Source organism: Streptomyces sparsogenes (assembly GCF_001704635.1).
Classification (GTDB): Bacteria; Actinomycetota; Actinomycetes; order Streptomycetales; family Streptomycetaceae; genus Streptomyces; species Streptomyces sparsogenes.
In genome coordinates this window covers 1-24,033 of the sequence record NZ_MAXF01000222.1, presented here as the reverse complement: position 1 = coordinate 24,033, position 24,033 = coordinate 1, and the positions used below count along the sequence as shown (strand labels likewise).

Below are 24,033 nucleotides of genomic sequence, written 5' to 3'. Positions count from 1 at the left end.
ACGTCCCTGTCGCGGGGACTCTAGCGCGCCGCGTCCGGGTACGTCAGGACCGGGTTATCCACAGGCCGCCACGGTTCGTGGCGCGGCCAGTAATCTCAACGTTCATGGAGCTAAGGCACCTCGGCCGCACGGGCCTGCGCGTATCCCGCCTCGGGCTCGGCACGCTCACCTGGGGGCGGGACACGGACGAACACGACGCGGCGGATCAGCTCAAGGAGTTCTGGGAAGCGGGCGGGACCCTCGTGGACACCGCCGATGTGTACGCGGACGGCGAAGCGGAGTACATCCTGGGCCAGCTGATGGGGGGCCTCGTACCGCGCCGTGAGCTGCACATCGCCACCAAGGCCGGCAGCGTCCCGGATCCCGACCGCCGCTTCGACGGATCGCGGGGCTATCTGCTGGGCGCGCTCGACGCCTCGCTCCAGCGGCTCAACACCGAATACGTCGATCTGTGGCAGGTGCACGCCTTCGACCCGGCCACCCCGCTCGAGGAGACGCTCCAGGCGCTGGACATCGCGGTCAGCAGCGGGCGGGCGCGGTATGCCGGGGTGTCCAACTTCTCCGGCTGGCAGCTCGCCAAGGCCGCCACCTGGCAGCTCGCCTCGCCCGGCGCGCACACCCGGCTCGCCAGCACCCAGATGGAGTATTCGCTGCTGCAGCGCGGCATCGAACGGGAGGTGCTGCCCGCGGCCCTGGACCTGGGCCTGGGCATCCTGCCCTCCTCCCCGCTGGGCCGCGGGGTGCTCACCGGCAAATACCGCCACACCACCCCTGCCGACTCGCGCGGCGCCTCCGACCAACTGGCCGCCTTCGTCGCCCCCTACCTCGACGAGGAGGCGAGCCGGATCGTCGAAGCCGTCAGCACCGCGGCCGACGGCCTGGCCACCACCCCGCTGCACGTGGCACTCGCCTGGGTCCGCGACCGCCCGGGCGTCACCGCGCCCATCGTCGGCGCTCGAAACGCGCAGCAGCTCAGGGCGGCGCTGTCGGTGGAGGCGCTTAGTCTTCCAGAGGAAATCTGCCAGGCGCTCGACGATGTGTCGGCGCCCGTGCACCGCTATCCCGACCAGGACTGGAGCACGCTGTGAGTACCGACCGCCTCGCCGGCGACGCCGCCTCCGCGCCCGAGGAGGAGCCCACCACCGGCGCCCCCGCGGCGGGGACGGACGCGGACGCGGATACGGATACGGATACGGATGCCGATACGGGTGCGGCGGGGCCAAGCGCCGCGCCACCCTCCGGGGCGGAGGCCGCGGCCGACACCACGCAGCGGCTGGGCGACGCCAACCAGCCACCGGGCGACGCCACCCAGCCGCAGGGCGACGCCCCGGCGGCGCCGCGCGGCGCCGCCGGGGGCGCCGGGGGCGCGGGAGGCGGCAAGCGGTCCGCCGCCGCGGAGGCGCTGGCCGCGGCCGTGCGGGCCGTCGAGAGCGGGGAGCGGTCGGCGGCCTCGTTCTTCACGGACACCCCCGCGGCCCGCCAGGGCCGAGCCGCGACCCGCGGCACCGGGGGCAGCGGGGCCGGTCCCGAGGGGGCGCGGGAGCGCACGGGCGGCCCGGGGCGCGAGCAGCCCCGGGCGAGCGCGCCCGGCGGACTCGCCCCGGCGAGCGGGGCCCTCGCGGGGCCGGGGGCCGGGGCCGGGCAGCCCGTTCGGGTCGTGCCCAGGGCCGCGTCCGGCCCGGTCGACAACGCTCCCGGCGCCGCCGAGGTCCGGCGGGTCCTCGCCGAGGGCGGCGCACCCGAGAGCCTGGCCGGCGCGGTCGTGGCGGCGCTCGGCGAGGGGGCCGCCGAGGCGCTGCGCGAGGACCCGTGGCAGCTGCTCGCCGTGCCCGGCGTGCGCCCCGACCAGGCGGACGGCTTCGCCCGTGCCCTGCTCGGCCCGAGCTGCGGGCCGGACGACGAGCGCCGGGCCCAGGCGCTCACGGTCTGGCTGCTCGAGCGCGCCGCGCTCGAAGGCCACACCGCGCTGGAGTCCTCCGCGCTGCGCGCGGGGCTGGCCAAGCTGTCCGTACCGGACCCGGACGCGGGGCTGCGCTCCGCGATCGCGGACGGCCGGGTGCTGGTCTTCCAGGACGCCCTCGACACCCCGGGCGCCGCCCGCCCGGCGGCCGGGGACGGGGACGAGGAGGACGAGCAGCCGGTGCGGGTCCTTCTGGGGCTGGACCGCTTCGCGCTGGCGGAGGAGAGCCTGGCCGACGGCCTGGCCCGGCTGGCGAGCACCTTCAGCGACCGGCTGAGCGCGACGGCGCCGGGTGGCGCGGGCGACGAGGGCGGCGACGAGGGCGGTGCGCCGGAAGCGACCGGGGCTGCGGCCAGTCAGGCGGAGGCCGGGGCGGCCGAGGCGGACGGGGCCGATGAGCCCGGGGCTGCTGAGGCCGCAGCCGACACGGACAGTGCGGCCGGGGGCGACGCGGCCGGGGCCGGGGCGGACGTGGACAGTGCGGCCGGCGTGCGCAGGGCGACTCCGGCCGCGACTGCGGCTGCCGAGGCCGGTGGCGTGGCGACCGGAAGCCACACAGCCAGGGCCGACGCGCCCGGGGCGACCGGAGCCGACACCGACAGTGCGGCCGACGCGGACGGGGCGACCCGTCGGACTGCGGCTGCCGAGGCCGGAGGCGTGGCGACCGGAAGCCACGCGGTCGGCGCGGTCGGGGCCGGGCGCGGTGGGGATGGCGCCGCGGGCAGTTCGGACGCGGCCGGGTGGGAGGCCGCGGCCGCCGCCGCGCCCAGCCCGTCCGCCGCGGAGCTGATCCGCGCGGTCGCGGGCCACGGCCTGGTCGCGCACACCGGCGGCGAGGCGGCCCGGGCCGAGCCGGCGGCGCTCGTCGCCGCGGCCGGGTCCCTGGGGCTGCGGGCCTACGCGGCGGCGCACACCGAGGACGGCAGGCGCCGGCTGGCCGAGCTGATCGACGACGCCGCGGCGGTCACCGTCGCGGGGCTGCTCGCCGGCCAGGAGGGTCCGGGGCGGGACGAGGACGGGGCGCTCGCGCTCGATCTGATCGCCGTGCTGGACGCCCCGCAGCTGGACGTGGAGACCGCGGCGATGCTCGTGGAGTCGTTGCCGGACGGCGCGCGGCTGGTGCTGAGCGGGGACCCCGGGGTGCTGTGGTCGGCGGGGCCGGGCAAGGTCTTCGCGGATCTCCTGGCCGCCCGCCGCTGCCCCCAGGTCGTCTCCCGCACGCCCGACCCCGGGCCGATCGGGGAGCTGGTCTCGGCCATCGGGATCGGGGAGCTCAACCAGGTCGAGGCGCCGGGCAAGGAAGTGGTGATCGTCCCGGTGCGCGACGCGGGCGAGGCCGTGCACCGCACGGTCCAGCTCGTCGCGGACTCGGTGCCGCGCGCCCTCGGCGTGCCGTCCGAGCACACACAGGTGATCACCCCCGGCCACGGCGGCGCGGTGGGCACCCGCGCGCTCAACGCCGCCCTGAAGGAGCGGCTGAACCCAGGACCCGGCCGGTTCGGCGGCTTCGACCCGGGCGACCGGGTCGCCTATGTCCCGGCGCCGGGCCGTGCGCTGCCCGGCACGGTGGTCTCGGCGGACGCCGAGGGACTACACCTCGACTGCGCGGGCACGGCCGTCGTGGTGCCCCGCGAGCAGGTCGCCGACACGGTCCGCCCCGGCTGGGCGCTCACCGCTCACCAGGCCGTCGGCACGCGCTGGCCCGCGGCGGTCGTGGTGCTGCCCCAAGACGCCGCCGCGGGGCTGACCCGGGCCTGGGTGTACACCGCCTTCAGCCGTGGCGAGCGCCACCTGTCCGTGGTGCACGGGGCGGACGCGGCACTGGCGCGGGCGGTGGCCGAAATCCCGGCGACGGAACGGACCACCCGCCTGCGATCGCTGCTGCAGACCCAGCTCCCCTCCACGGCGCGCTGACCGGCGCCCCGCCCCCGGACGCGGGCGGGGCAGCCGTGGAGGCGCTCTCACGCACCGGCCGCCCTCACGCACCGGCCGCGCTCCCGCGCCCCGGGGGCGGCACTCCCGGCACCTGCGGCCGTCCGGAGACGGGCCGTGCAGGGACCTGAGGCGTCACGCGGACCGGCATGCCCGCGTGACGCGTGCGGCACGGCACGTGCAGCCCCGCGGCGGCGGCCCGTAGAGCCACGCGGCCCATGAGCGAGCCCGCACGCTCAGCGCAGGCGGACGGACACCCTGCGGCCCACGGGCGCGGCCGTACGAGGAGCGGTGGAGAGGCCCTCACCCGCCGCGCGGGCCGGCCGCCGCGCCTGCCACGGTGACGCCATGCGGCCCGGAAGCCCGCAGCCCGGCACGCGCGGCACCTGCCCTACGCGGCCGGAGCCCAGGGGGCGACGCGGCTCATGCGCCGGGCGGCACGCCTGAGCCCCTGCGGCGCCGCGGCGCCGCAGGGGCTCAGGACAGGCGGGCTCAGTTGCCAGGGCCCAGCACCTCCAGGTCGTCCTCGCCTTCCGCCTCGTCGTCGTCCTCGACCTCGTCTTCGTCGTCGTCGAGGTCCTCGTCGAAGACCGAGCTCACGTCGAAGCGGCAGACGACCTGCTGCGGGTCCGGCTGGTCGAAGGGGGCGGCCAGCCACTCCCCCGGCTCGGCGAGTTCGTCGCCGGCCGCCACCCACAGGGTGGAGTCGCCCTCCTCGAGGCCGAACTCCTTGTGGCGGGAGGCGATCTCGTCCGGTTCGTATTCGCCGAAGAGCACGCCGATGGCGGACTGGACGCTGTCGCCGACGACCGCCGCGCCGGCCGGCCCCGCCTGTTCCGCGGGGGCCTGGTCCAGCTCGGCGACCCGCCGGGCCTGCGCGAGCAGGCGCTGGGGTTCGACGACGGCGTAGTCCCGGCGGATCAGCACGCTCAGGGCACTCGGTTCGTCGGGGCCGGCGTAGGGGGGCAGGGAGTCGTCGCCTGGGATCTCGAAGGGCGTCACCTCGTCGTAGGCGTCATAGAGCAGCTCGTCGTACACCTCGGCTGCCGCGGCCAGGTCGTTGAACGCGGCGTAGACGGCCGGGTCGTCCTCCCCGGACCGGCGTTCGACAGCGTCGAGGTGACGATCCAGTGCGGCTTTCACCGCTTCGGCGGCGGCGCGTACCTCGGCAGCGGATGGCTGCGCAGCATCAGACATAGTGCAGACGCTATCCGTAGGGGGCCTGGTCCCGCACAATAGATGCGATGCCGGAATACGAATTCTGCGACGTGTACGTGCCGCGCGGGGTCTCCCGCAAGGCCGCCACGCGCTTGCTGACCGATCATGCCGAGTACGGACACTGGGAGCTCGACCGCCTTCGACTCAATCCCGACGGCAGCCGCAGGGTGCGGTTGCGCCGCCGGATCATCCGCCAGCTCCGCGCCACCTGGTGAATCGCCGAAGAGTGAACCGTGAAGACTCGAACCATGCAGACGTAAACGGCTGAAACGCCGAGCGGGCCCCGCCGTGGCGGGACCCGCTCGTTGTCACCTCATCTCATCGCGCCGGGGGCGGCGCGATGTGCCGGTCTGAGCGCTGCTCAGCGCTCCTCAGCGCTGGCCGGCCCGCGCCCTGCGGTAGAGCACGGTGCCCGCGAGCAGCATGCCCGCCGCGGCCGGGAGGGCGATGGCGACCGGCCCGGCGCCGGTGTGGGCGAGCTGCTCGCTGCCGGTCGGCTGGGAGCCGCCGAGGTGCGAGGAGGCGCCGTGGGCGCCGGCCTGCTGGGCCCCCTGGTGCCCACCGTGGCCCGCCCCGTGGCCGCCGCTGTTGCCCGGTGTGGAGGGGGCAGGCGTGTGGCCGCCCGGGTTGTCGTCCCCGGGGTGGTGCGGCTTGCCCGGGTCGTCCGGGTCACCGGGGTTACCGGGGTCGCCCGGGTTTCCGGGGTCACCCGGGTCGCCGGGCTGCCCCGGGTCTCCGGGGTCGCTCGGCTCGGCGTCCACGACGCCGCCGCATTCGCCCCCGAAGTCGGAGTTTCCGCCCGTGCCGACCCCGATGTCGTTCCCGCAGACGTTCGCCGGCACATGGATCGGGGCCTGGATGTTGTTGCCGGAGCCGATGCCCGGCGAGTGCTCCGTGCGGCTCTCCGCGCTGGAGCCGCTCTGCTGGGAGCCGCCGGAGGCGCCCCCGCCGACCGTGTTGCCACAGCCGGTCCCCCCGCTCCCGTTGAGCACCCCGAGGATCTGCACGGTGTTACCGCAGACGTTCACCGGAATCTCGACGGGTGCCTGGATCGAGTTGCCGGACACGGCTCCCGGCGAGTGCGCGGTCGTAGCGCCCGCCCCCGTGCCCGCGTAGGCGTAGCCGCCGGTCACGGCCAGTACGCCGCCCGCCGCCGCCATGGTGATCAGGCCCTTTTTCGCAACCTGTCGCATAACTCTTTCGCTCCCCTGCCTTCCGTCCTGCGGAATGCGCGCGAGCCGAAGCGCCCGCCCCCCATCCCCGGCCTCCCCGGAGCACCTCACCGGCCTCCGGGGCCACCCGGGATCACACCCCTCCGGACTGTGACTTCACGTCACGTGATCAATGCCGCGACCCCGTTGAGGGCCGCACACCATGTAACGAGGAAGGAGCAATCGAGCTATGAATCTACGACCCCATTCACCCTTATTGGTTCAGTCGGTATGTGTGATCGATTACCGCGCCGACGAGCGCGCGGCCGGGCCGGTCAGCAGGCGTCGAGGAACCGGTCGAGCACCCTGACCCCGAACTTCAGCCCGTCCACCGGCACCCGCTCGTCGACGCCGTGGAACATGCCGGCGAAGTCCAGCTCCGGCGGCAGTCGCAGCGGCGCGAAGCCGAAGCAGCGGATGCCGAGGTCGTCGAAGGACTTGGCGTCGGTGCCGCCGGAGAGGCAGTACGGCACGGCGCGGGCGATCGGGTCCTCGGCCTTGAGCGCCGACTGCATGGCGTCGACGAGCGCGCCGTCGAAGGTGGTCTCCAGGGCCTTGTCCGCGTGGACGTCCTCGCGCCGGACCCGGGGGCCGAGGATCCGGTCGATGTCGGCCAGGAACTCTTCCTCGTACCCCGGCAGGAAGCGGCCGTCCACGTGCGCCGTGGCCTGGCCCGGGATCACGTTGACCTTGTAGCCGGCGCCGAGCATGGTCGGCGCGGCGGTGTTCTGCAGCGTCGCCCCGATGAGCTTGGCGATGCCGCCGAGCTTGGCCAGCGTCTCCTCCATGTTCTCCGGGTCGAGCGGGGTGCCGAGCGCGTCGGACAGCTCGTCCAGGAAGGACCGTACGGTCTTGGTGACCCGGACCGGGAACTTGTGCCGCCCGAGCCGGCCGACGGCCTCGCACAGCTCGGTGATCGCGTTGTCGTTGTTGGTCATCGAGCCGTGACCGGCGGTGCCGTCCACGGTCAGCCGCATCCAGTGCATGCCCTTCTGGGCGGTCTCGACGAGGTAGAGGCGCAGGTTCTCGTTCACCGTGAAGGAGAAGCCGCCGACCTCGCCGATCGCCTCGCTGACCCCCTCGAACAGGTCCGGGTGCCGGTCGACGAGGTGCCGGGCGCCGTACACCCCGCCCGCCTCCTCGTCGGCGAGGAACGCCAGCACGATGTCGCGCGGGGGCTTGCGGCCGCTGCGCAGCCGGTCGCGGACGACCGCGAGCGTCATCGCGTCCATGTCCTTCATGTCCACCGCGCCGCGGCCCCAGACGCACCCGTCCGCGATCTCGCCGGAGAAGGGGTGGTGGGTCCAGTCGTGGGCGTTGGCGGGGACGACGTCGGTGTGGCCGTGGATGAGCAGCGCCGGGCGCGAGGGGTCCTCGCCCTCGATGCGCGCGACGGTCGACGCCCGGCCCTTGTGCGACTCGAAGATCTGCGGCTCGAGCCCCACCTCGGCGAGCTTCTCCGCGACGTACTCGGCGGCCGCGCGCTCGCCCGGGCCCGAGTGGTCGCCGTAGTTACTGGTGTCGATCCGGATCAGGTCGCGGCACAGGTCGACGACCTCGTCCTCGCCGCTGACCGTGCCGGTCGCCCTCGCGGCCGAAATCGACTCGCTCACGCTGCCTCCTCAGGTTTCTGCTGTCCTGGGCCATCCTCCCCCGCCCGCCCGCTCAGCCCAAGGCGGAAATACCGCTGTCACACCCCGTCCACACATCCCGGCTCCGCGCCCCGGGCCCGCCCCCCGGGGTCCGGGCACGCGTGATCGAGCACGTCCGGATGTTTGCTATGGTTTTCCCGTCGGAACGGCCGCGGGCCGGACGGCAGACACCTTGTCCGGGTGGCGGAATGGCAGACGCGCTAGCTTGAGGTGCTAGTGCCCTTTATCGGGCGTGGGGGTTCAAGTCCCCCCTCGGACACCACACCAGCTCGGCTCCGGCCCGGCTCCCCCTCCTCGAGGCGCCTGAACACCAGTTCGGGCGCCTTGTTCGTTGGTGGACCGTTCCCTCGCGTCCGGGCGTCCGACGCGTGAAATCCGGGGCCTCTGGGCAGGCATCGCCCCGATCGCGCGGGAACCCGAAACGGGACGTGAAGCATCACATCAAACGAGTCCGACCCTCGAAACCGGGGCGGGCCAGTGTGTCCGTGTCTTGTCCATTTTCTCAGCCAATGGGTAGGTGAGTGTGGAATCAGGGGTTCCGCTCAGCGTCGTATTGGTCGATGATCACCCCGTGGTGCGCGCGGGCATAGCGGCGTGGTGCGCTGCCGCCGATGTGCCGATCAAGGTGGTGGCCGAGGGGTCGGACGTGTCGGTGGCCCTCTACGGTCCGGGCCGGGGCGCGGACGTCGTGGTCCTGGACCTGTTGCTGCAGAACGGAAGACCCGCGTACGAGGAGTTACAGGAGCTGGTCGCCCAGGAGCGCAAGGTCGTCGTCTACACCATGCGGGACAGCCAGGAGGCGGCGTTGACCTGCATGGACCTGGGTTCGGCCACCTACCTCACCAAAGCCGAGGGGCAGCGGCACCTGGTCAAGGCGATCCGGGCCGCCGCCGACGACATCCCCTACACACCCCCGTCACTGGCCGGCGCCTTCGGCAGCGACACCCGGCAGAGCCGCCCGTTGCTGTCCGTACGGGAGGTCGAGGTGCTGGTGGAGTGGTTCCAGTCCGAGTCGAAGGCCATGGTCGCCCAGAGCCTGGGGATCTCGGAACGCACCGTCAACACCTATCTGGACCGGGTGCGCATCAAGTACGCGAACGTCGGGCGCCCGGCGACCACGAAGGCCAAGCTGGTGGCCAGGGCGGTTCAGGACGGCCTGATCTCGCTGGACGAGTTGTGACCCGGCACGCGGCCTCCACCAGGAGGCGGTCCTCGCCGTGAACCGTGCGCACCCGGATCCCGCAGGCCGCCGGCGCGGGCAGCCGCTCCTGCGGGGTGTCCACCACGATGCCCACCCGCACCTGGTTCTCGCGGCGGATCACGGTGACGCGCGCCGTCCGCCGGGCGGCGGCCAGCGCGGCGATGACCGGGTCCAGGAGCGCGCGGCGCAGTGGCAGTGGCAGCTCGAGGGGGTCGCCGCGGACGGCGAGCTGGACGGTGACCCCGTTGCGCTCGGCGACGTCGATACAGGCCCGCATCTCGTGGACCAGCGGGTCGAAGGTGCAGTCGCTCTCCGCGAACAGCCGCCTTAGCCGGGCGGCCTCCAGCGCGCAGGCCCGCCGCACCTCGTCGTCCCGGGGGTCGAGGGAGCCGTCGGCGAGACCGGTGAGCAGAGGCAGCACGGTGGTGTTCAGCTCGGCGTACCGTCGGCGCTGGTCCACCTGGATCTGTCTGCCGACGGCGATGCGGGTGCGCACCCGCTCTTGCACCCGCAGGGCCTCCCCGATGGCCGTGCTGCTGTTGAGCAGCAGTTTCGCGCCGGCGGCGATGGTCATCTGGAAGCAGCAGGCGGACAGGGCGCTCAGGGCCATGGCCGCCCCGACGGGGCGCGGCGGCACGTCGGCCGCCAGCGTCTGGGCGACGGTGGCGGCCAGATGGCAGCCGATGAAGGCACCGGACGCCATGGGTCCCCGGTCGCCGAGCAGCACGACGGCGAACCAGCCCGTGAGGGAGAAGGACCAGTGGGCGGGGTCGACGAAGTAGTGGTTCGCCGGCACCTGGCTGGTCGCGGCCATGGAGGCGGCGAAGGTGCAGGCGAGCGCCGACGGCACCCAGCCGCGCGGCCATGGGCGCCCGCCGAGGCCGAAGAGGACGCAGCCGCCGAGGACCAGGGTGAGCAGGCCGTAGGCGGCCAGCGGGAGCCAGGGGTGAGGGTAGACGTCCAGGTTGCCCAGGAGGCGGGGCAGCGCGTACCCGACGTGGAGGGTGACGAGGATGACCAGGGCCCCGGCGCGGATGCCGCGGCGCTGGTGACGGGTGATGAGCTGGCCGTGGTCCTCAGGCACGCGGCCACTCCAGGCGCACCGTCGTGCCTCGGCCCGGCCGTGACTCCACGGTCGCCCGGCCCCCCACGTTGCTCATCCGGCCGCAGATGGAGTGCTTGATTCCGATGCGCTGGACGGGAACGCGCTCGGTGCGGAACCCCACCCCGCGATCGGCGATGACCACGGTGACGACGTGCTGGGTGCGCTTCGCCGTCACCCGCACCACATCGACCCCCGCGTAGCGGGCCACATTGCGCAGCGCCTCGCCGAGGCCGCCGCGCAGCGCGGTCGCGGCGGGGCACCAGACCGTGCCGAGGTCCTCGTCGAACCGCGTGATGACATGGAGGGAATGCGCGGCGATCTCGTCGGCCAGTTCGGAGGCCAGGTCGACCTCCCCCGCGGGCGACTGCTCGGCACGCAGGCGGACGAGATCTCGCGCGGCCTGGGCCCGCAGCGTCTCCGGCCGCATCGACGCCCACGGCGCCGATGCGATCAGCAGGGTCGCGCAGGCGGTGTCGTGGAGGGCGGCCAGGTATTCCCGCTCCGCGGCGCAGCGGGCCTCCGCCGCCTCGCCCTGCCGCCGTGCCCGGGCGGCCCGGTCGGCGGCCTCGTCGGCCGCCCGGCTCTCGCTGAACACCAGCCGGACCACCACCTGGGCCAGGATGACGTTGACCAGCACCCAGGTCACGCTGGGCAGGGCGTCGGTCCATGCGTGGCGCGGGCGCCACGCGGCGCCCGCCAGATCGGCGCAGCACAGCCATGACGCCGCCAGGATCGCGGTGAACGGCGGCTGCATGAGCTGGTAGCCCACGGCCGTGAAGTTGACGGACACCAGGATCCATGTGCTTCCGTGCGCGGGCTGCCCGTCGGGGACCGTGATCCGCTGGCTCAGGCACAGGGCCGTCATGACCGCCACATCGAGGAAGAGAAGCAGCCTGGGCCGCGCGGTCGAGGCGGTGGCGAGCCACAGGTGGATCCAGCACCAGGCGAGCGCGGCGAACGCCACCGCCGCGGCGGGCGCGATCTTCCCCATCGGCATGGCCGGCACGGCCAGGAGGGCGCAGGCACTCATCACCGCGGCGCGGCCGTAGAGCGCCAACCGCCGGTTGAACACCACATAGGCCCGGGCCCAGGGCCCTGCCGGACCGGGGAGGCGCGCCAGGCCGGGCAGGGCGGCCCCGGGCGGGAGTGAGGGAATCGGCATCGGTCATCCCCCCTCGGCGATCGGCTGCGGTATACGGCGACCGGGGTGACCCGACGGTCCGTGATCAGAGGGAATGTCTTTTGTCGGTCGAACGACCCTCACACCGCATGACCCGGCCCGTCTAGGCTGGACCGAGCGCGGCGGCTCCGGGGGAGCGGGTCGGGACGATCTGGAATCCCACCCATGTCGGGCCCCGCAAGCCCCTTGCGAGGAAGTAATGCCTCGAGCATCGGCGCGCTTTCGCCTCATGCCAACCTTCTCTTGAACGTGTAGCGAAGGGAATGCAGTCGTTTATGTCCGCACCCGCGCCCAACGTTGTCCTGCTCGGCGGTCCCATGCCGCTGGCCGATCAGTGCACGCGATATGTCGATGACACCGAGTCGACGCTGAAGCTTCTCGTCGGCAACGCCTACGAACACTTCCAGCCCACAGGCGAGTTCACGGAACACCAGGGACGGCACCTGCGGGTCTTCCAATGGATCCGCCGGACCTACATCGCCGAGTGACCAGGGGTCGGAACATCGCCGGCGGGCCCACTCGCGCCATGCGAGTCGAGCCCCCGGCGAGTTCGGGCAGACCGGACGGGGCCGGCGTCACCGCCGGCCCCGTCCGTCACGTCGAGGCCAGAACCGTGTGGCGCAACTCCCTGAGTTTCCGGCCGGGTTCCAGTCCCAGTTCCCGGTCGAGGACGCGCCGGGCGGACTCGTATATGCCGAGCGCCTCGGACTTCCGCTCGGAGCGGTAGAGCGCCAGCATCAACTGCCGGTAGAAGGTCTCGCGGAGCGGGAACTCGGCGACGAGCGACCGCAGCCGGCCGACGAGTTCCTGATGCCGGCCGAGTTCCAGCTGCACCTCCGCGGACATCTCCGCGCATTCGATGCGCATCTCGTCCAGCCGCTTCAGGAATCCGGCCACGATCGGCCCGGCCTGGACATTGCCGAACGCCGGCCCGCGCCAGAGCGCCAGCGCCTGCTCGAAGCAGCCCGCCGCCTCCGCGTGTGCCCCGCGCCTGACGTGCTTCCGCCCGTCGGAGACCAGCCGCTCGAAGGCATCGAAATCACATTCGGTCGACGCCCTGCGCAGCATGTATCCGCCCGGCCGCGTGATGATGGGGTCCTTTCCGCCCGGCCGGTCCAAGAACTTGCGCAGCCGCGAAATGCAGACGTAGATACCCGCGGTCGTGCGCTGCGGAGGCAGTTCGCCCCAGATTTCTCTCGTGAGCTGTTCCGCCATCACGACCTGGTCGGAGCGGATCAGCAGAACCGCAAGGACGGTGGCGAGTTTCTGCGCTCTGAGCGGCGCACTTCTCTTTTCGTCGACTACTCGGACAGGTCCCAAAATCTCGTACCGCACTGAATTCCCCCCTGTATTCGGTCGATTAGGCGGCTTCGATTTCCGGGGCGTCGACGAGGACTGCGTGATGCAGCCGCTTGAGCGCGGCGGACGGCTCGAGTCCGAGCTCCTCCCCCAGCACGGTCCGCGCCGACTGATAGACGCTCAGGGCGTCGGCCCTGCACCCCGAGCGGTAGAGCGCCAGCATGAGTTGCCGGTAGAACGCCTCGTACAGCGGAAGCTCTTCGATCCGGGCGTAGAGGAAGCTGACGAATTCGCGGTGGCGGCCGAGTTCCAGGCCGGCGTCCACGAACGACTCGACGCATTCGAGTCGGGACTGCTCGGCCCAGCACACGAAGCCGTTGACGATCGCCCCGTCGCGCAGATCCTCGAGAACCGGGCCGCGCCAGAGGCCCAGGCCCTCTTCGTACGCCTCACACGCCTCCTGGGTGCGCCCGGCCCGGCGCGCGGCACTCCCCTGGCGGACCAGGTCCTGGAAGATATGGAAGTCCAGTTCGTCCGCTTCGTCCGCGCCCAGCCGCAGGACGTATCCGCCGCGGGCGGTGACGATGGGGCTCTCGGTCCGGTCGGGGCGCCTGAGGAACTTGCGGAGCTGGGAGACGTAGACGTGGAGCGTCGCTATGGCCTGCCGCGGCGCCCGGGTGCCCCAGATCTCCTTGACGAGGTCTTCGCTGCTCACCACCTCGTCCGCGCGCACCAGCAACGCCGCCAGCAGCACCTCGACCTTGCGGGCGCTGAGCGAGGTGATCGACGGTCCGTCGACGACGCGTAGCGGGCCAAGGATCTCGTACCTCATGACGCCCGACCTCCCCCTGTCACCGGCGTCTCCTCGGACCAGAGGGGCTCTCCATTACGATCGAATTCGGTCAGCATTCGAAAAAATTCACCCCGATTTTGGAAGCCTTTATGGTCACACTTCAGGCCTCGGCGCCGGTGCCTCCCCACGCCGAACCCAGTTTAGAGAGAACGAACTCACCACCGCGCTCAGCCACGCCGATGCAACACCGCCCTCAGTGCGATTTTCGGTCAGACGAGAGTGGTCTTCTGTCTACGGAAGTCGGCGGCGTGCTCCGCGGTCGGCGGTTGCGCCGACACATGGCACCGAACAACGACGGTCGGCGCCCCGGACGCCGGTTGCCCCTGACGAGACGACAACCAGCGGCAGCGCTCGCAAAGAGACAACATCGCCGCATCCTAACCGCGCCGCGCGGGACAGTGTGAGGGTCAATAGACCCACAACCAAATCGGCACATAGGAGGATTCATCGATCAGTGACCGTCACGGGGCCCGCCCGACTTCCGCGGCGTCGGACACCTGCCGCCCGCGCCCCGGCCGGTTAGATCAACTTTAGAGAACATTCCGAGAATGAGCGCAGTTCGGGGCATGTCGTGAGCCATAACCAGCGGTCCCGCGATTCACGTATGGGGGTGTCATGACCGGGAGCAGCCCGACCCGCTCACCGCAGGAGATGTCCCCCGTCGCGATCGTGGGCCTGGCCTGCCGACTGCCGAACGCGCCGAATCCGGAGGCGTTCTGGCGGCTGCTGCGCGAGGGCGGCAGCGCCGTCGCGCCCGTCCCGGCCGACCGCCTGCCCCAGCGTCCCGGGTCCCCGCCGTACTTCGCCGGACTCCTGGATCACGTGGACACCTTCGACGCGGCGTTCTTCGGCATCTCGCCGCGCGAGGCGACGGCGATGGATCCGCAGCAGCGGCTGATGCTCGAACTGGCCTGGGAGGCCATGGAGGACGCGGGGCTCGTCCCCGGCACGCCGGCGGACAGCCGGACCGCGGTGTTCACCGGCGCGATCTGGGACGACTACGCCACCGTGCTCCACCGGCACCGGCCGCACGAGATCAGCCGTCACACGATGACGGGGCTGCACCGCGGCATCATCGCCAACCGGATATCCCACCGCCTGGGCCTGCGCGGCCCGAGCCTCACCGTGGACGCGGCGCAGTCCTCCGGGCTGGTCGCCGTGCACCTGGCGGGCGAGAGCCTGCGCAGGGGGGAGGCCGATCTGGCGCTCGCGGGCGGGGTGAACCTGATCCTGGCCGAGGAGAGCATGCGGGTGGCCGAGGCCCAGTTCCAGGGGCTGTCACCGGACGGCCGGTGCTACACCTTCGACGCGCGCGCCAACGGCTTCGTGCGTGGCGAGGGCGGCGGCATGGTGCTGTTGAAACCGCTGGCCGCGGCCCTGCGGGACGGCGACCCGGTGTACTGCGTGATCGAAGGCAGCGCCGTCAACAACGACGGCGCCACCGACGGCCTGACGCGGCCGAGCGCCGAGGCCCAGACGGAGGTGGTGCGGCAGGCGTGGCAGCGGGCCGCGGTGACGCCGGCCGACCTCCAGTACGTCGAACTCCACGGCACCGGCACACCGGTCGGCGACCCGGTCGAGGCGGCCGGCCTCGGCGCCGCGCTCCGGGGCCACCGCCCGGCGAACGCCCCGCTGCGGGTCGGCTCGGTCAAGACCAACCTGGGCCATCTGGAGGCCGCCGCCGGCATCGCGGGGCTGCTGAAGACCGCCCTGAGCATCCACCACCGGCACCTCCCGCCCAGCCTGAACTTCGCCACCGCCAACCCGGACATCCCGCTGGCCGAGTTGGGCCTGCGTGTCCAGACCGAGTCCGGGCCTTGGCCCGACGAGCGGCGGCGGCTCACGGCCGGGGTCAGCTCCTTCGGCATGGGCGGCACCAACTGCCATGTCGTGCTGGCCGAGCCGCCCGCCCCGGCCGCGCCGCCGGCCCGTACGGCACCGGCCAAGGGCGCCTCGCCGCGCACCGCCCCGCCGGTCACGCCCTGGGTCGTCTCGGCGGCGAGCCCTCGGGCGCTGGCCGCCCAGGCCGCCGCCCTGCGCCAACACCTGCGGACCCGTCCCGGACTCCACCCGGTGGACGTCGGCCACGCCCTCGCCACGACCCGGGCGGCCCTCCCCCACCGGGCCGTCGTCCTGGGCACGGCGCCGGGCACGGACACGGACCCGGACGGCGGCGGACTCCTCGGCCGTCTGGAAGCCCTGGCCTCGGGGACGGAGACGGCGGGAGTGGTCCGGGGCCGCGCGGGCGAGGGACGGGTCGCGTTCCTCTTCAGCGGCCAGGGCAGTCAGCGCCCCGGCATGGGCCGCGAGCTGTACGCGGCGTACCCGGTCTTCGCCGCCGCGCTGCGGGAGGTCTGCGCCCACCTGGACCCCTGGCTCGACACCCCGCTGCTGGACGTGATGTTCGCGCGGGCTTCGCCGGGCGACGAGCCGCTGCTGGACCGGACGGTGTACACCCAGCCCGCGCTGTTCGCGATCGAGGTGGCCCTCTACCGCCTGGTGACGTCGTGGGGCCTCGTGCCCGACCACCTGATGGGCCACTCGGTCGGCGAGATCACGGCCGCGCACGCGGCCGGGGTGCTGTCGCTGCCCGATGCCTGCGCGCTGGTGGCGGCGCGCGGCCGTCTCATGCAGTCGATCACCGCTCCCGGTGCGATGGCCGCCTGGCAGGCGACCGCCGAGGAGGCCGGACACGCGCTGGCGGCGTACGGCGGCCGGATGAGCCTGGCGGCCGTCAACGCCCCCGCCTCCGTGGTGGTCTCCGGTGACCGCGACGCCGTGGCCGAGGCGACCGCCGCCTGGCGGGCGCGGGGCCGCAAGGCCACCGTGCTGAAGGTCAGCCACGCGTTCCACTCCCCGCACCTGGACGGCGTGCTCGACGAGCTCCGCGAGATCGCGGCCGGGCTGACGTTCGCCGCGCCCGCCATCCCCGTCGTATCGAATGTGACCGGCGGCCCGGCCACCGAGGCCCAGCTGCGCTCACCGGACTACTGGGCCGACCACGCGCGGCAGGCCGTGCGGTTCGACTCCGGTGTGCGGCACCTGTGCGACGCGGGAGTCGGCACGTTCCTCGAGCTGGGTCCCGACGCCTCGTTGACGGGCATGGCGCGCGAGAGCGCGGCGGCGTGGGCCGGCGACGCGCCCCGCCCGGTGGCGGTCGCGGTGCAGCGCCGCGACCGTCCGGAGGCGCTCGGCTTCGTGTCGGCGATGGCCCAGGCGCATGTGCGCGGCGTCCGCGTCGACTGGGCGGCCGCCTTCGCCGGGCACGAGACCCGGCGGGTGCCCCTGCCGACCTACGCCTTCCAGCGCGAGCGCCACTGGCCCGGCCCCCCGGACGACCGGCGGGCGGACGCGCCCCGGACGGCCCCCGCCGCGCCACCGGCCGACGCCGCCCGGCCGGCCGACGCCACGGGTGACGCGCCGCCGCCCGCCGACGGCGTGACCACCCCGGGCGGGCTTCTGGCGCTCGTGCGCACCCACACGGCCCTCGTCCTCGGGCACGACAGCCCCGACGGCATCGACCCCGCTCTGACCTTCAAACAACTCGGCTTCGACTCGCTGGCCGCCACGGAGCTGAGCGAACGCCTCAGCGCCGCGACCGAGGTCGCCCTGCCCGCCACCCTCACCTTCGACCATCCGACGCCGAACGCGGTGGCCGCGTGGCTGCGCGCGGCGGGCGAGGGCAGGCCGGCCGCCGCCCCGGTGGCGACGGGCGGAGCGGCCACCGCCGACGACCCCGTCGCCGTGGTGGCCGTCGGCTGCCGCTACCCGGGCGGTGCCGACTCGGGCGAGGCGCTGTGGCGCCTGGTGGACGAGGGCGTGGACGCCGTGGGCGAGTTCCCCGGCGACCGGGGCTGGGATCCGGCCGAGCTGTTCGGCCGGGAACCGGACGGGAGCGGCGGCAGCGCGACGGGCCGGGGCGGCTTTCTGTACGACGCGGGGGACTTCGACGCGGAGTTCTTCGGGATCAGCCCGCGCGAGGCGCTGGCCATGGACCCCCAGCAGCGCATCCTGCTCGAACTCTCCTGGGAGCTGCTGGAGCGGGCCGGCACCCCCCCGGCCTCGCTGGCCGGCAGCGCGACCGGCGTCTTCGTGGGTGCGACCGCGGCGGACTACGGACCGAGACTGCACGAGGCCACCGCCGGGATCGACGGCCACCTGCTGACCGGCTCCACACCGAGCGTGGTGTCCGGCCGGGTGGCCTACGCCCTCGGTCTCGAGGGACCGGCGCTCACGGTGGACACGGCGTGCTCGTCCTCCCTGGTGGCGACGCACCTGGCCGCACAGGCGCTGCGGCGGGGCGAGTGCGACCTCGCCCTCGCGGGCGGGGTGACGGTGATGGCCACGCCGGGCATGTTCACCTCGTTCTCCCGGCAGCGCGGCCTGGCCCCCGACGGCCGGTGCAAACCCTTCGCCGCCGCCGCGGACGGCACCGGGTGGAGCGAGGGCGCCGGACTCGTCCTGCTCGAACGTCTCTCGGACGCCAGGCGCAACGGCCACCGGGTGCTCGCCGTGATCCGCGGGTCGGCGGTCAACCAGGACGGCGCGAGCAACGGCCTGGCCGCCCCCAACGGCCCGTCCCAGCAGCGCGTCATCCGCCAGGCGCTGGCCAACGCCCGCCTCGGCCCGGCGGACGTGGACGCGGTCGAGGCCCATGGCACCGGCACCACCCTGGGCGACCCCATCGAAGCCCAAGCCCTCCTGGCCACCTACGGCCAGGGCCGCCCCGACGACCGGCCGCTGTGGCTGGGATCGGTGAAGTCCAACATCGGCCACACCCAGGCCGCCGCGGGTGTCGCGGGCCTCATCAAGATGGTGATGGCCCTGCGCCACGGCCGCCTCCCCGCCAGCCTCCACATCGACCGGCCCACCCCCCATGTGGACTGGTCCGGCGGACGTGTCCGGCTCCTCACCCGGCCCACCGACTGGCCCGAGGCCGGCCGGCCCCGCCGCGCCGCCGTCTCCTCCTTCGGCATCTCCGGCACCAACGCCCATCTCATCCTCGAACAGGCCGCACCTCGACCGGAACCCCTCGAGCCGGTCGCGCCCGGCGGCGGCGTGGTGCCCTGGGTGCTGTCGGCCCGTACCGCCGAGGCGCTGCGCGCGCAGGCCGGGCGCCTGGCCGAGTGGGTCACCACCGGCGCCCCGCCCTCCCCGGCGGACGTGGGATGGTCGCTGGCCACGACGCGGTCGGCGGACCGGCACCGGGCCGTGGTCAGCGGTACCGACCGGGAGGAGCTGCTGTCCGGACTGCGCGCGGTGGCGGAGGACCCGTCGGACACCGCCGTCGTGGCGGGGGCGGCTCCCGGCCCGGTCATGGTGTTCCCCGGACAGGGTTCGCAGTGGCGCGGCATGGGCGTGGAACTGCTGGACTCCTCCCCCGCCTTCGCGGCTCGCGTCGCCGCGTGCGAGGCGGCGCTGGGCGAGTTCGTCGACTGGTCCCTGACCGCGGTGCTGCGCGGCGCGCCGGGCGCGCCGGAGCCGTCCCGGGTCGATGTCCTCCAGCCGTGCCTGTGGGCGGTGATGGTGTCGCTCGCCGCCGTCTGGGAGAGCTTCGGCGTGCGGCCCGCCGCGGTCGTCGGACACTCGCAGGGCGAGATCGCCGCGGCCTGCGTGGCGGGCGGACTGTCGCTGAGGGACGGCGCCCGGGTGGTGGCGCTGCGCAGCCGGGCCCTGCGGGCCCTCGCCGGGCAGGGCACCATGGCCTCGCTCGCGCTGAGCGGCGAGGAGACCGAGCGTCTCCTCGCGGACCTGGGCGCGGAGGCCGAGCGGGTGACGGTGGCGGTGTTCAACGGGCCGTTCTCCACCGTGGTGTCGGGGCCGACCGAGCGGGTCGCGGCGGTGGTGGCCGCGTGCGAGGCGGCCGGCCACCGGGCCCGGACCATCGAGGTGGACTACGCCTCGCACGGTCCGCAGGTCGACCGGCTCGCCGACACCATCCGCGCCGACCTGGCGGACCTCGGCCCCCGGGCCTCGGGCGCGGAGTTCTACTCGTCCGTCACCGGCGCCCCGCGGCCGACGGAAGAGCTGGACGCCGACTACTGGTTCACCAATCTGCGGCAGCCGGTCCGGTTCGCGCCGGCGATCGACACCCTGCTGGCCGCTGGATACCGCGTGTTCATCGAGGTCAGCCCCCATCCGGTGCTGATCCCCGCCCTGCGGGAGTGCTTCGAGGAGGCCGACGTGGCGGCGGCCACCGTGCCGACGCTGCGCCGGGACCAGGGCGGCCGGGAGCAGTTGGCGCGTGCGCTGGGGGACGGCTTCGCGGCGGGGCTCGCGGTGGACTGGAGCCGCTGGTTCACCGGCGGCGAGGGCGCCCGGCCGCGTACGGTCGAGCTGCCCACCTACCCCTTCCAGCGACGGCGGTACTGGCTGACGGCGGACCAGGGGCGCCGCGCCGGGCGGAGCTCCACAGCCGGCACCCGGCCCACCGGCCACCCGCTGCTGTCCTCGGCGGTCGAACTGGCGGACGGCGGGCTGGTGCTGAGCGGTCGGCTGCCCGGCGACGCCGACTGGCTGGGCGCCCACACCGTGGCGGGCGTCCCCCTCGTGCCCGGCGCGGTCCTGGTGGAGTGGGCGCTGCTGGCCGCCGACGAGGCGGGCGGGACGGTGCTGGATGAGCTGCTGCTGCGCGCGCCGCTGGAGCTGAACGGGCTGAACGGGCTGAACGGAGGTGTGCTCGCTCAGGTCTCGGTCATGGCTCCGGACGACTCGGGCCGCCGTGAGATACGGATCTCGTCCCGGCCGGAGGACGCCGGCGCCGGTGGCGGATGGACGTGTCACGCGGTGGGGTCGCTGGTCCCGTGGAGCCGGCCCGCTCCCGCGGAGGCGGTGGCGTCGGTCGTCCCGTGGCCGCCGGCGGGCGCCGAGGCCCTGGAGCCCGGCGGGCTGTACGAGCGGGCCGAGCGGCGCGGTTACGGCTACGGGCCCGCGCTGCGGGGAGTGCGGGCGCTGTGGCGGGACGGCGCCGACCTGGTCGCCGATGTGGTGCTGCCCGAGGCGACCGGCGAGGGCGACGACGGCCTCGGTACGGGCGGCGCGGCGGGGTTCGGCATCCACCCGGTGCTGCTGGACGCGGCGTTGCAGCCCGCGCTGCTGACCGCCCCCGATGACGAGAGTGGCGAGGGTGGCGAGGGCGACGGGGGCGATGCCCGGCTGTGGCTGCCGTTCGCGTGGAGCGGGGTCCGCCTGTGGGCGACCGGGGCGCGCGCCGCGCGGGTCCGGCTGACGCCGCCGGCGGAGGACGACGGGGGCGCCGCGGACGAACGGGAGCTGCGGATCGCCGTGTCCGACCCGGCGGGGGCTCCCGTGCTGAGCGTCGAGACGGTGGTGCTGCGCCCGCGCAGCGTACGGCAGGTGCGGGAGGCCGGCGGGGCCGCCGCGGGCGGTCTCTTCACCCTCGGCTGGACGCCGGTGGGGCCCGGCGAGCCGCCCGGCGGGAAGGACGACGCAGGACGCGTGGCCGTGCTGGGCGAGGCGCGGGCGGAGCCGGACGCCGACGGGTGCCAGGAGGAGTACGGGGAGCGGTACGCGGACCTCCCGGAGCTGCTGGCCGCGCTGGACGCCGGGGCGCCGGCCCCGGCCGTCGTGGTGTGGCGCCCCCCGACCCCCGGCGTCGGCGCCACGCCGGACGCCGCCCTGTCCGCCGTACGAGGCGTCATGGCGCTGCTGCGCGCCTGGAGTGACGAGCCGCGGCTGGCGGACAGTCGGCTCGTGGTGCTGACCCGGGGCGCGGTGGCGCCCGACGGTGACGGGGGCGAGCCGGTGGACCCGGCCGCGGCGGCGGTCTGGGGCTGTGCCGCGGCCGTCCAGGCGGAGCACCCCGGCCGCTTGTTCCTCGTGGACGCGGACGCCGGCGCCGACACCGCTACGGAGGCGGTTCCGGCCGCCGTGGCGCGGGGGGCCGTGCTCGACGAGCCGAGGATCGCGCTGCGCGGGGACACCCTGTTCGCGCCACGCCTGTCCCTGTCCTCCGCCGCCGCGGGCGGCGGGGCGTTCGACCCGGAGGGCACCGTCCTCGTCACGGACGCCGGGGGCCCGCTGGCCGAAGCGGTCGCCGAGCGTCTGGTGCGCCAGGAGGGCGTCAAGCGGCTGCTGCTGGTCCGCTTCGAGGGCACGGACGGCACGAACGATCACACAGCCGACGACACGAACGACGCCATGACCGACGAGACGAGGTGGGGTGCCCGGGTGCGCGTGGCCACGGTCGATCCGCTCGACGCCGCAGCGCTGGAGCGCGTGGTGGAGGGGGTCGATCCGGCCCATCCGCTGACCGGCGTCGTCCATGCCGCGGGGCTGTCCGCCGGCGCCGGGTCCGTATCGGGGTGGGCCGCGGCGGCCGGGGCGGCGGAGGCGTTGCACCGCGCCATCGCCGGGCTGCCGGGGGTCCGGTTGGTGGCCCTGGCGGACGCCGCCGCCGCATGGGACGGCCCGGTGGCCCCGGAAAGGGCCGCGGCGGGCGCCTTCTGCGCGGCCGTGACGGCCATGCGGCGACGGGCCGGGCTGCCCGGCGTGGCGGTGGCCTTCGGGCCGTGGGCCGCCATCGGTGCCGATTCCGGCGGGCGCTGGGCCGGGGTGCTCGGCGCGGACCACGGGATGGCGCTGTTCATGGCCGCGTGCCGCGCCGACGGCCCGGAGCTGGTGGCGGCCGACCTCCGCGCCCGGCCCCTGGCCGCCCACCCGGCCCACGAGCCGCCGGCCGCGCTGCGCGCGCTCGTCGCGGGCGCGGCCGGCCGGGCGGCGGCCCGGCCGGTGGCCGCCTCACCGGGGCGCGCCGCCGATCTCGCGGGCCGGCTGGCGGGGCTCGGGCCCGCCGAACGCCGCCGCGCCGTCCTGGAGCTGGTGCGGGATCAGGCCGCCGCCGTGCTCGGGCAGACCGACCCCAGGGCCGTGCGGGCCGACGCCTCGTTCAAGGAGCTGGGCTTCGACTCGATGACGGCGGTCGAGCTGCGCGACCGGCTGGTGGCGGCCAGCGGGCTGCGGCTGCCCGCCGCCGTCATCTTCCGGCACCCGACGCCGGAGGCGCTGGCCCGCCGCATCGAGCAGCAGCTCACCCCCGACGCCCCCGGGGAGGCCGGCGGGACCGCCGCCCCGAAGAACACCACCGCCCGGGATGACACCAACGCCCGGAAGAAGACCACCGACAACGGCACGACGGCCAGCGCCGCGGGGAAGCTGGCGTCCGCCACGGCCGACGAGATCCTCGACTTCATCGACAACGAGCTCGGCGTGCTCTCCGACGTGAGTCCGCGCCCCACCCGCTGAAGGCAGGTGACGACATGGTCAGCGAAGAGAAACTGGTCGAGTACCTGCGCCGGGTCACCACCGAGTTGCACGACGCCAGGACCCGTCTGCAGGAGCTCGGGGAGGGGCGTCAGGAGCCGGTGGCGGTGGTGGGCATGGCCTGCCGTTTCCCCGGCGGGGTGCGCTCCCCGGAGGACCTGCGGCGCTTCGTCCTGTCGGGCGGCGACGCGATCGGCGACTTCCCCACCGACCGCGGCTGGGCCCTGGACGGCCTCTTCCATCCGGATCCGGGCCACTTCGGCACCAGCTATGTGAGCCAGGGCGGCTTCCTCTACGACGTCGACCGGTTCGACGCGGGGTTCTTCGGGATCAGCCCGCGCGAGGCACTGGCGACGGACCCGCAGCAGCGGCTGCTCCTCGAGCTGTCGTGGGAGGTGCTGGAGCGCGCCGGGATCGTGCCCGACACGCTGCGCGCCAGCCGGACCGGCGTGTATGTGGGGGTCTCCAGCGAGGACTACATCTCCGGCCTGCCGCGGATTCCGGAGGGTTTCGAGGGCTACGCCACCACGGGCAGCCTCACCAGCGTGATCTCCGGCCGGGTCGCGTACACCTTCGGCTTCGAGGGGCCGGCGGTCACCGTGGACACCGCGTGTTCGTCGTCGATGGTGGCCATCCATCTGGCGGGGCAGGCCCTGCGGCAGGGCGAGTGCTCCCTCGCGCTGGCGGGCGGCGTCACGGTGCTGTCCACGCCGCTGATGTTCACCGAGTTCTGCCGGCAGCGCGCGCTGGCGCCCGACGCCCGGTGCAAGCCGTTCGCCGCCGCCGCGGACGGCACCGGCTTCTCGGAGGGGGCCGGTGTCCTGCTGCTGGAGCGGCTGTCCGACGCGCGGCGCAACGGACACGAGGTCCTGGCCGTCCTGCGGGGCTCGGCGGTCAACCAGGACGGCGCGAGCAACGGGCTCACCGCGCCCAACGACGTCGCCCAGGAGAACGTGATCCGGGACGCGCTGGCCCGGGCCGGCCTGGCGGGCGCGGACGTGGACATGGTGGAGGCGCACGGGACGGGCACCCGGCTGGGCGACCCCATCGAGGCGGAGGCGCTGATCGCCACCTATGGGGCGGACCGCCCGGCGGACCGCCCGCTGTGGCTCGGCTCGATCAAGTCGAACCCACACCCAC

14 protein-coding genes and 1 tRNA gene are annotated in these 24,033 nt (G+C 74.3%); 8 read left to right on the top strand and 7 right to left on the bottom strand.

Going from position 1 to position 24,033, the window contains the following annotated elements:
• Positions 1-104 precede the first annotated feature (104 nt).
• Together BBH68_RS36915 and BBH68_RS36910 are read left to right on the top strand one after the other, a co-directional pair.
• On the top strand, positions 105-1,088 hold the full coding sequence (locus tag BBH68_RS36915) for an aldo/keto reductase (RefSeq protein WP_065968280.1): 984 nt from the start codon (positions 105-107) through the stop codon (positions 1,086-1,088).
• Complete coding sequence (locus BBH68_RS36910) at positions 1,085-3,874, top strand: helix-hairpin-helix domain-containing protein (protein ID WP_065968278.1); 2,790 nt, start codon at positions 1,085-1,087, stop codon at positions 3,872-3,874. The genes BBH68_RS36915 and BBH68_RS36910 overlap by 4 nt, the downstream gene beginning before the upstream one ends.
• A gap of 510 nt (positions 3,875-4,384) precedes the next feature.
• Here the strand turns inward: BBH68_RS36910 and BBH68_RS36905 are convergent.
• Positions 4,385-5,089, bottom strand: a complete 705-nt coding sequence (locus BBH68_RS36905; protein WP_065968276.1) for a hypothetical protein — start codon at positions 5,087-5,089, stop codon at positions 4,385-4,387.
• Positions 5,090-5,136: 47 nt separating this feature from the next.
• On the opposite strand from BBH68_RS36905, the gene BBH68_RS36900 reads away from it, so the two are divergent.
• Complete coding sequence (locus BBH68_RS36900) at positions 5,137-5,325, top strand: DUF5703 family protein (protein WP_018537156.1); 189 nt, start codon at positions 5,137-5,139, stop codon at positions 5,323-5,325.
• Between the two features lie 156 nt (positions 5,326-5,481).
• On the opposite strand, the gene BBH68_RS36895 is transcribed toward BBH68_RS36900, so the two are convergent.
• Together BBH68_RS36895 and BBH68_RS36890 are read right to left on the bottom strand one after the other, a co-directional pair.
• The gene (locus BBH68_RS36895; RefSeq protein WP_065968274.1) at positions 5,482-6,303 is read right to left on the bottom strand and encodes a chaplin; all 822 of its coding nucleotides are present in this window, start codon (positions 6,301-6,303) and stop codon (positions 5,482-5,484) included.
• A gap of 293 nt (positions 6,304-6,596) precedes the next feature.
• Entirely contained in the window at positions 6,597-7,934 is a 1,338-nt protein-coding gene (locus BBH68_RS36890; protein ID WP_065968272.1) for a M20/M25/M40 family metallo-hydrolase, read from the bottom strand.
• 213 nt (positions 7,935-8,147) lie between these two features.
• Here BBH68_RS36890 and BBH68_RS36885 point away from each other — a divergent pair.
• Together BBH68_RS36885 and BBH68_RS36880 are read left to right on the top strand one after the other, a co-directional pair.
• A tRNA-Leu gene (locus BBH68_RS36885) sits at positions 8,148-8,235 on the top strand.
• A 261-nt stretch (positions 8,236-8,496) separates the two neighbouring features.
• Positions 8,497-9,153: a DNA-binding response regulator gene (locus tag BBH68_RS36880; RefSeq protein ID WP_065968270.1), complete on the top strand. Its 657-nt coding sequence runs from the start codon at positions 8,497-8,499 to the stop codon at positions 9,151-9,153.
• On the opposite strand, the gene BBH68_RS36875 is transcribed toward BBH68_RS36880, so the two are convergent.
• On the bottom strand, positions 9,059-10,258 hold the full coding sequence (locus BBH68_RS36875) for a hypothetical protein (RefSeq protein ID WP_065968268.1): 1,200 nt from the start codon (positions 10,256-10,258) through the stop codon (positions 9,059-9,061). The genes BBH68_RS36880 and BBH68_RS36875 overlap by 95 nt on opposite strands.
• Positions 10,251-11,441, bottom strand: a complete 1,191-nt coding sequence (locus tag BBH68_RS36870) for a sensor histidine kinase (protein WP_065968266.1) — start codon at positions 11,439-11,441, stop codon at positions 10,251-10,253. Before BBH68_RS36870 ends, BBH68_RS36875 begins: the two co-directional genes overlap by 8 nt.
• 293 nt (positions 11,442-11,734) lie before the next feature.
• Between BBH68_RS36870 and BBH68_RS36865 the strand changes: the two genes are divergently transcribed.
• Positions 11,735-11,947 (top strand): DUF5988 family protein, encoded by a 213-nt coding sequence (locus BBH68_RS36865; RefSeq protein WP_065968263.1) that lies wholly within the window; start codon positions 11,735-11,737, stop codon positions 11,945-11,947.
• 106 nt (positions 11,948-12,053) lie between these two features.
• On the opposite strand, the gene BBH68_RS36860 is transcribed toward BBH68_RS36865, so the two are convergent.
• Positions 12,054-12,794: an AfsR/SARP family transcriptional regulator gene (locus BBH68_RS36860; protein WP_065968262.1), complete on the bottom strand. Its 741-nt coding sequence runs from the start codon at positions 12,792-12,794 to the stop codon at positions 12,054-12,056.
• 25 nt (positions 12,795-12,819) lie between these two features.
• The gene (locus BBH68_RS36855) at positions 12,820-13,590 is read right to left on the bottom strand and encodes an AfsR/SARP family transcriptional regulator (protein ID WP_065968260.1); all 771 of its coding nucleotides are present in this window, start codon (positions 13,588-13,590) and stop codon (positions 12,820-12,822) included.
• Between the two features lie 636 nt (positions 13,591-14,226).
• On the opposite strand from BBH68_RS36855, the gene BBH68_RS36850 reads away from it, so the two are divergent.
• Both BBH68_RS36850 and BBH68_RS36845 read left to right on the top strand, forming a co-directional pair.
• Positions 14,227-22,875, top strand: a complete 8,649-nt coding sequence (locus BBH68_RS36850; protein ID WP_065968258.1) for a type I polyketide synthase — start codon at positions 14,227-14,229, stop codon at positions 22,873-22,875.
• Positions 22,876-22,889: 14 nt separating this feature from the next.
• Positions 22,890-24,033 (top strand): beta-ketoacyl synthase N-terminal-like domain-containing protein (locus BBH68_RS36845; protein ID WP_174589139.1); only part of this gene is annotated, 1,144 nt, incomplete at its 3' end.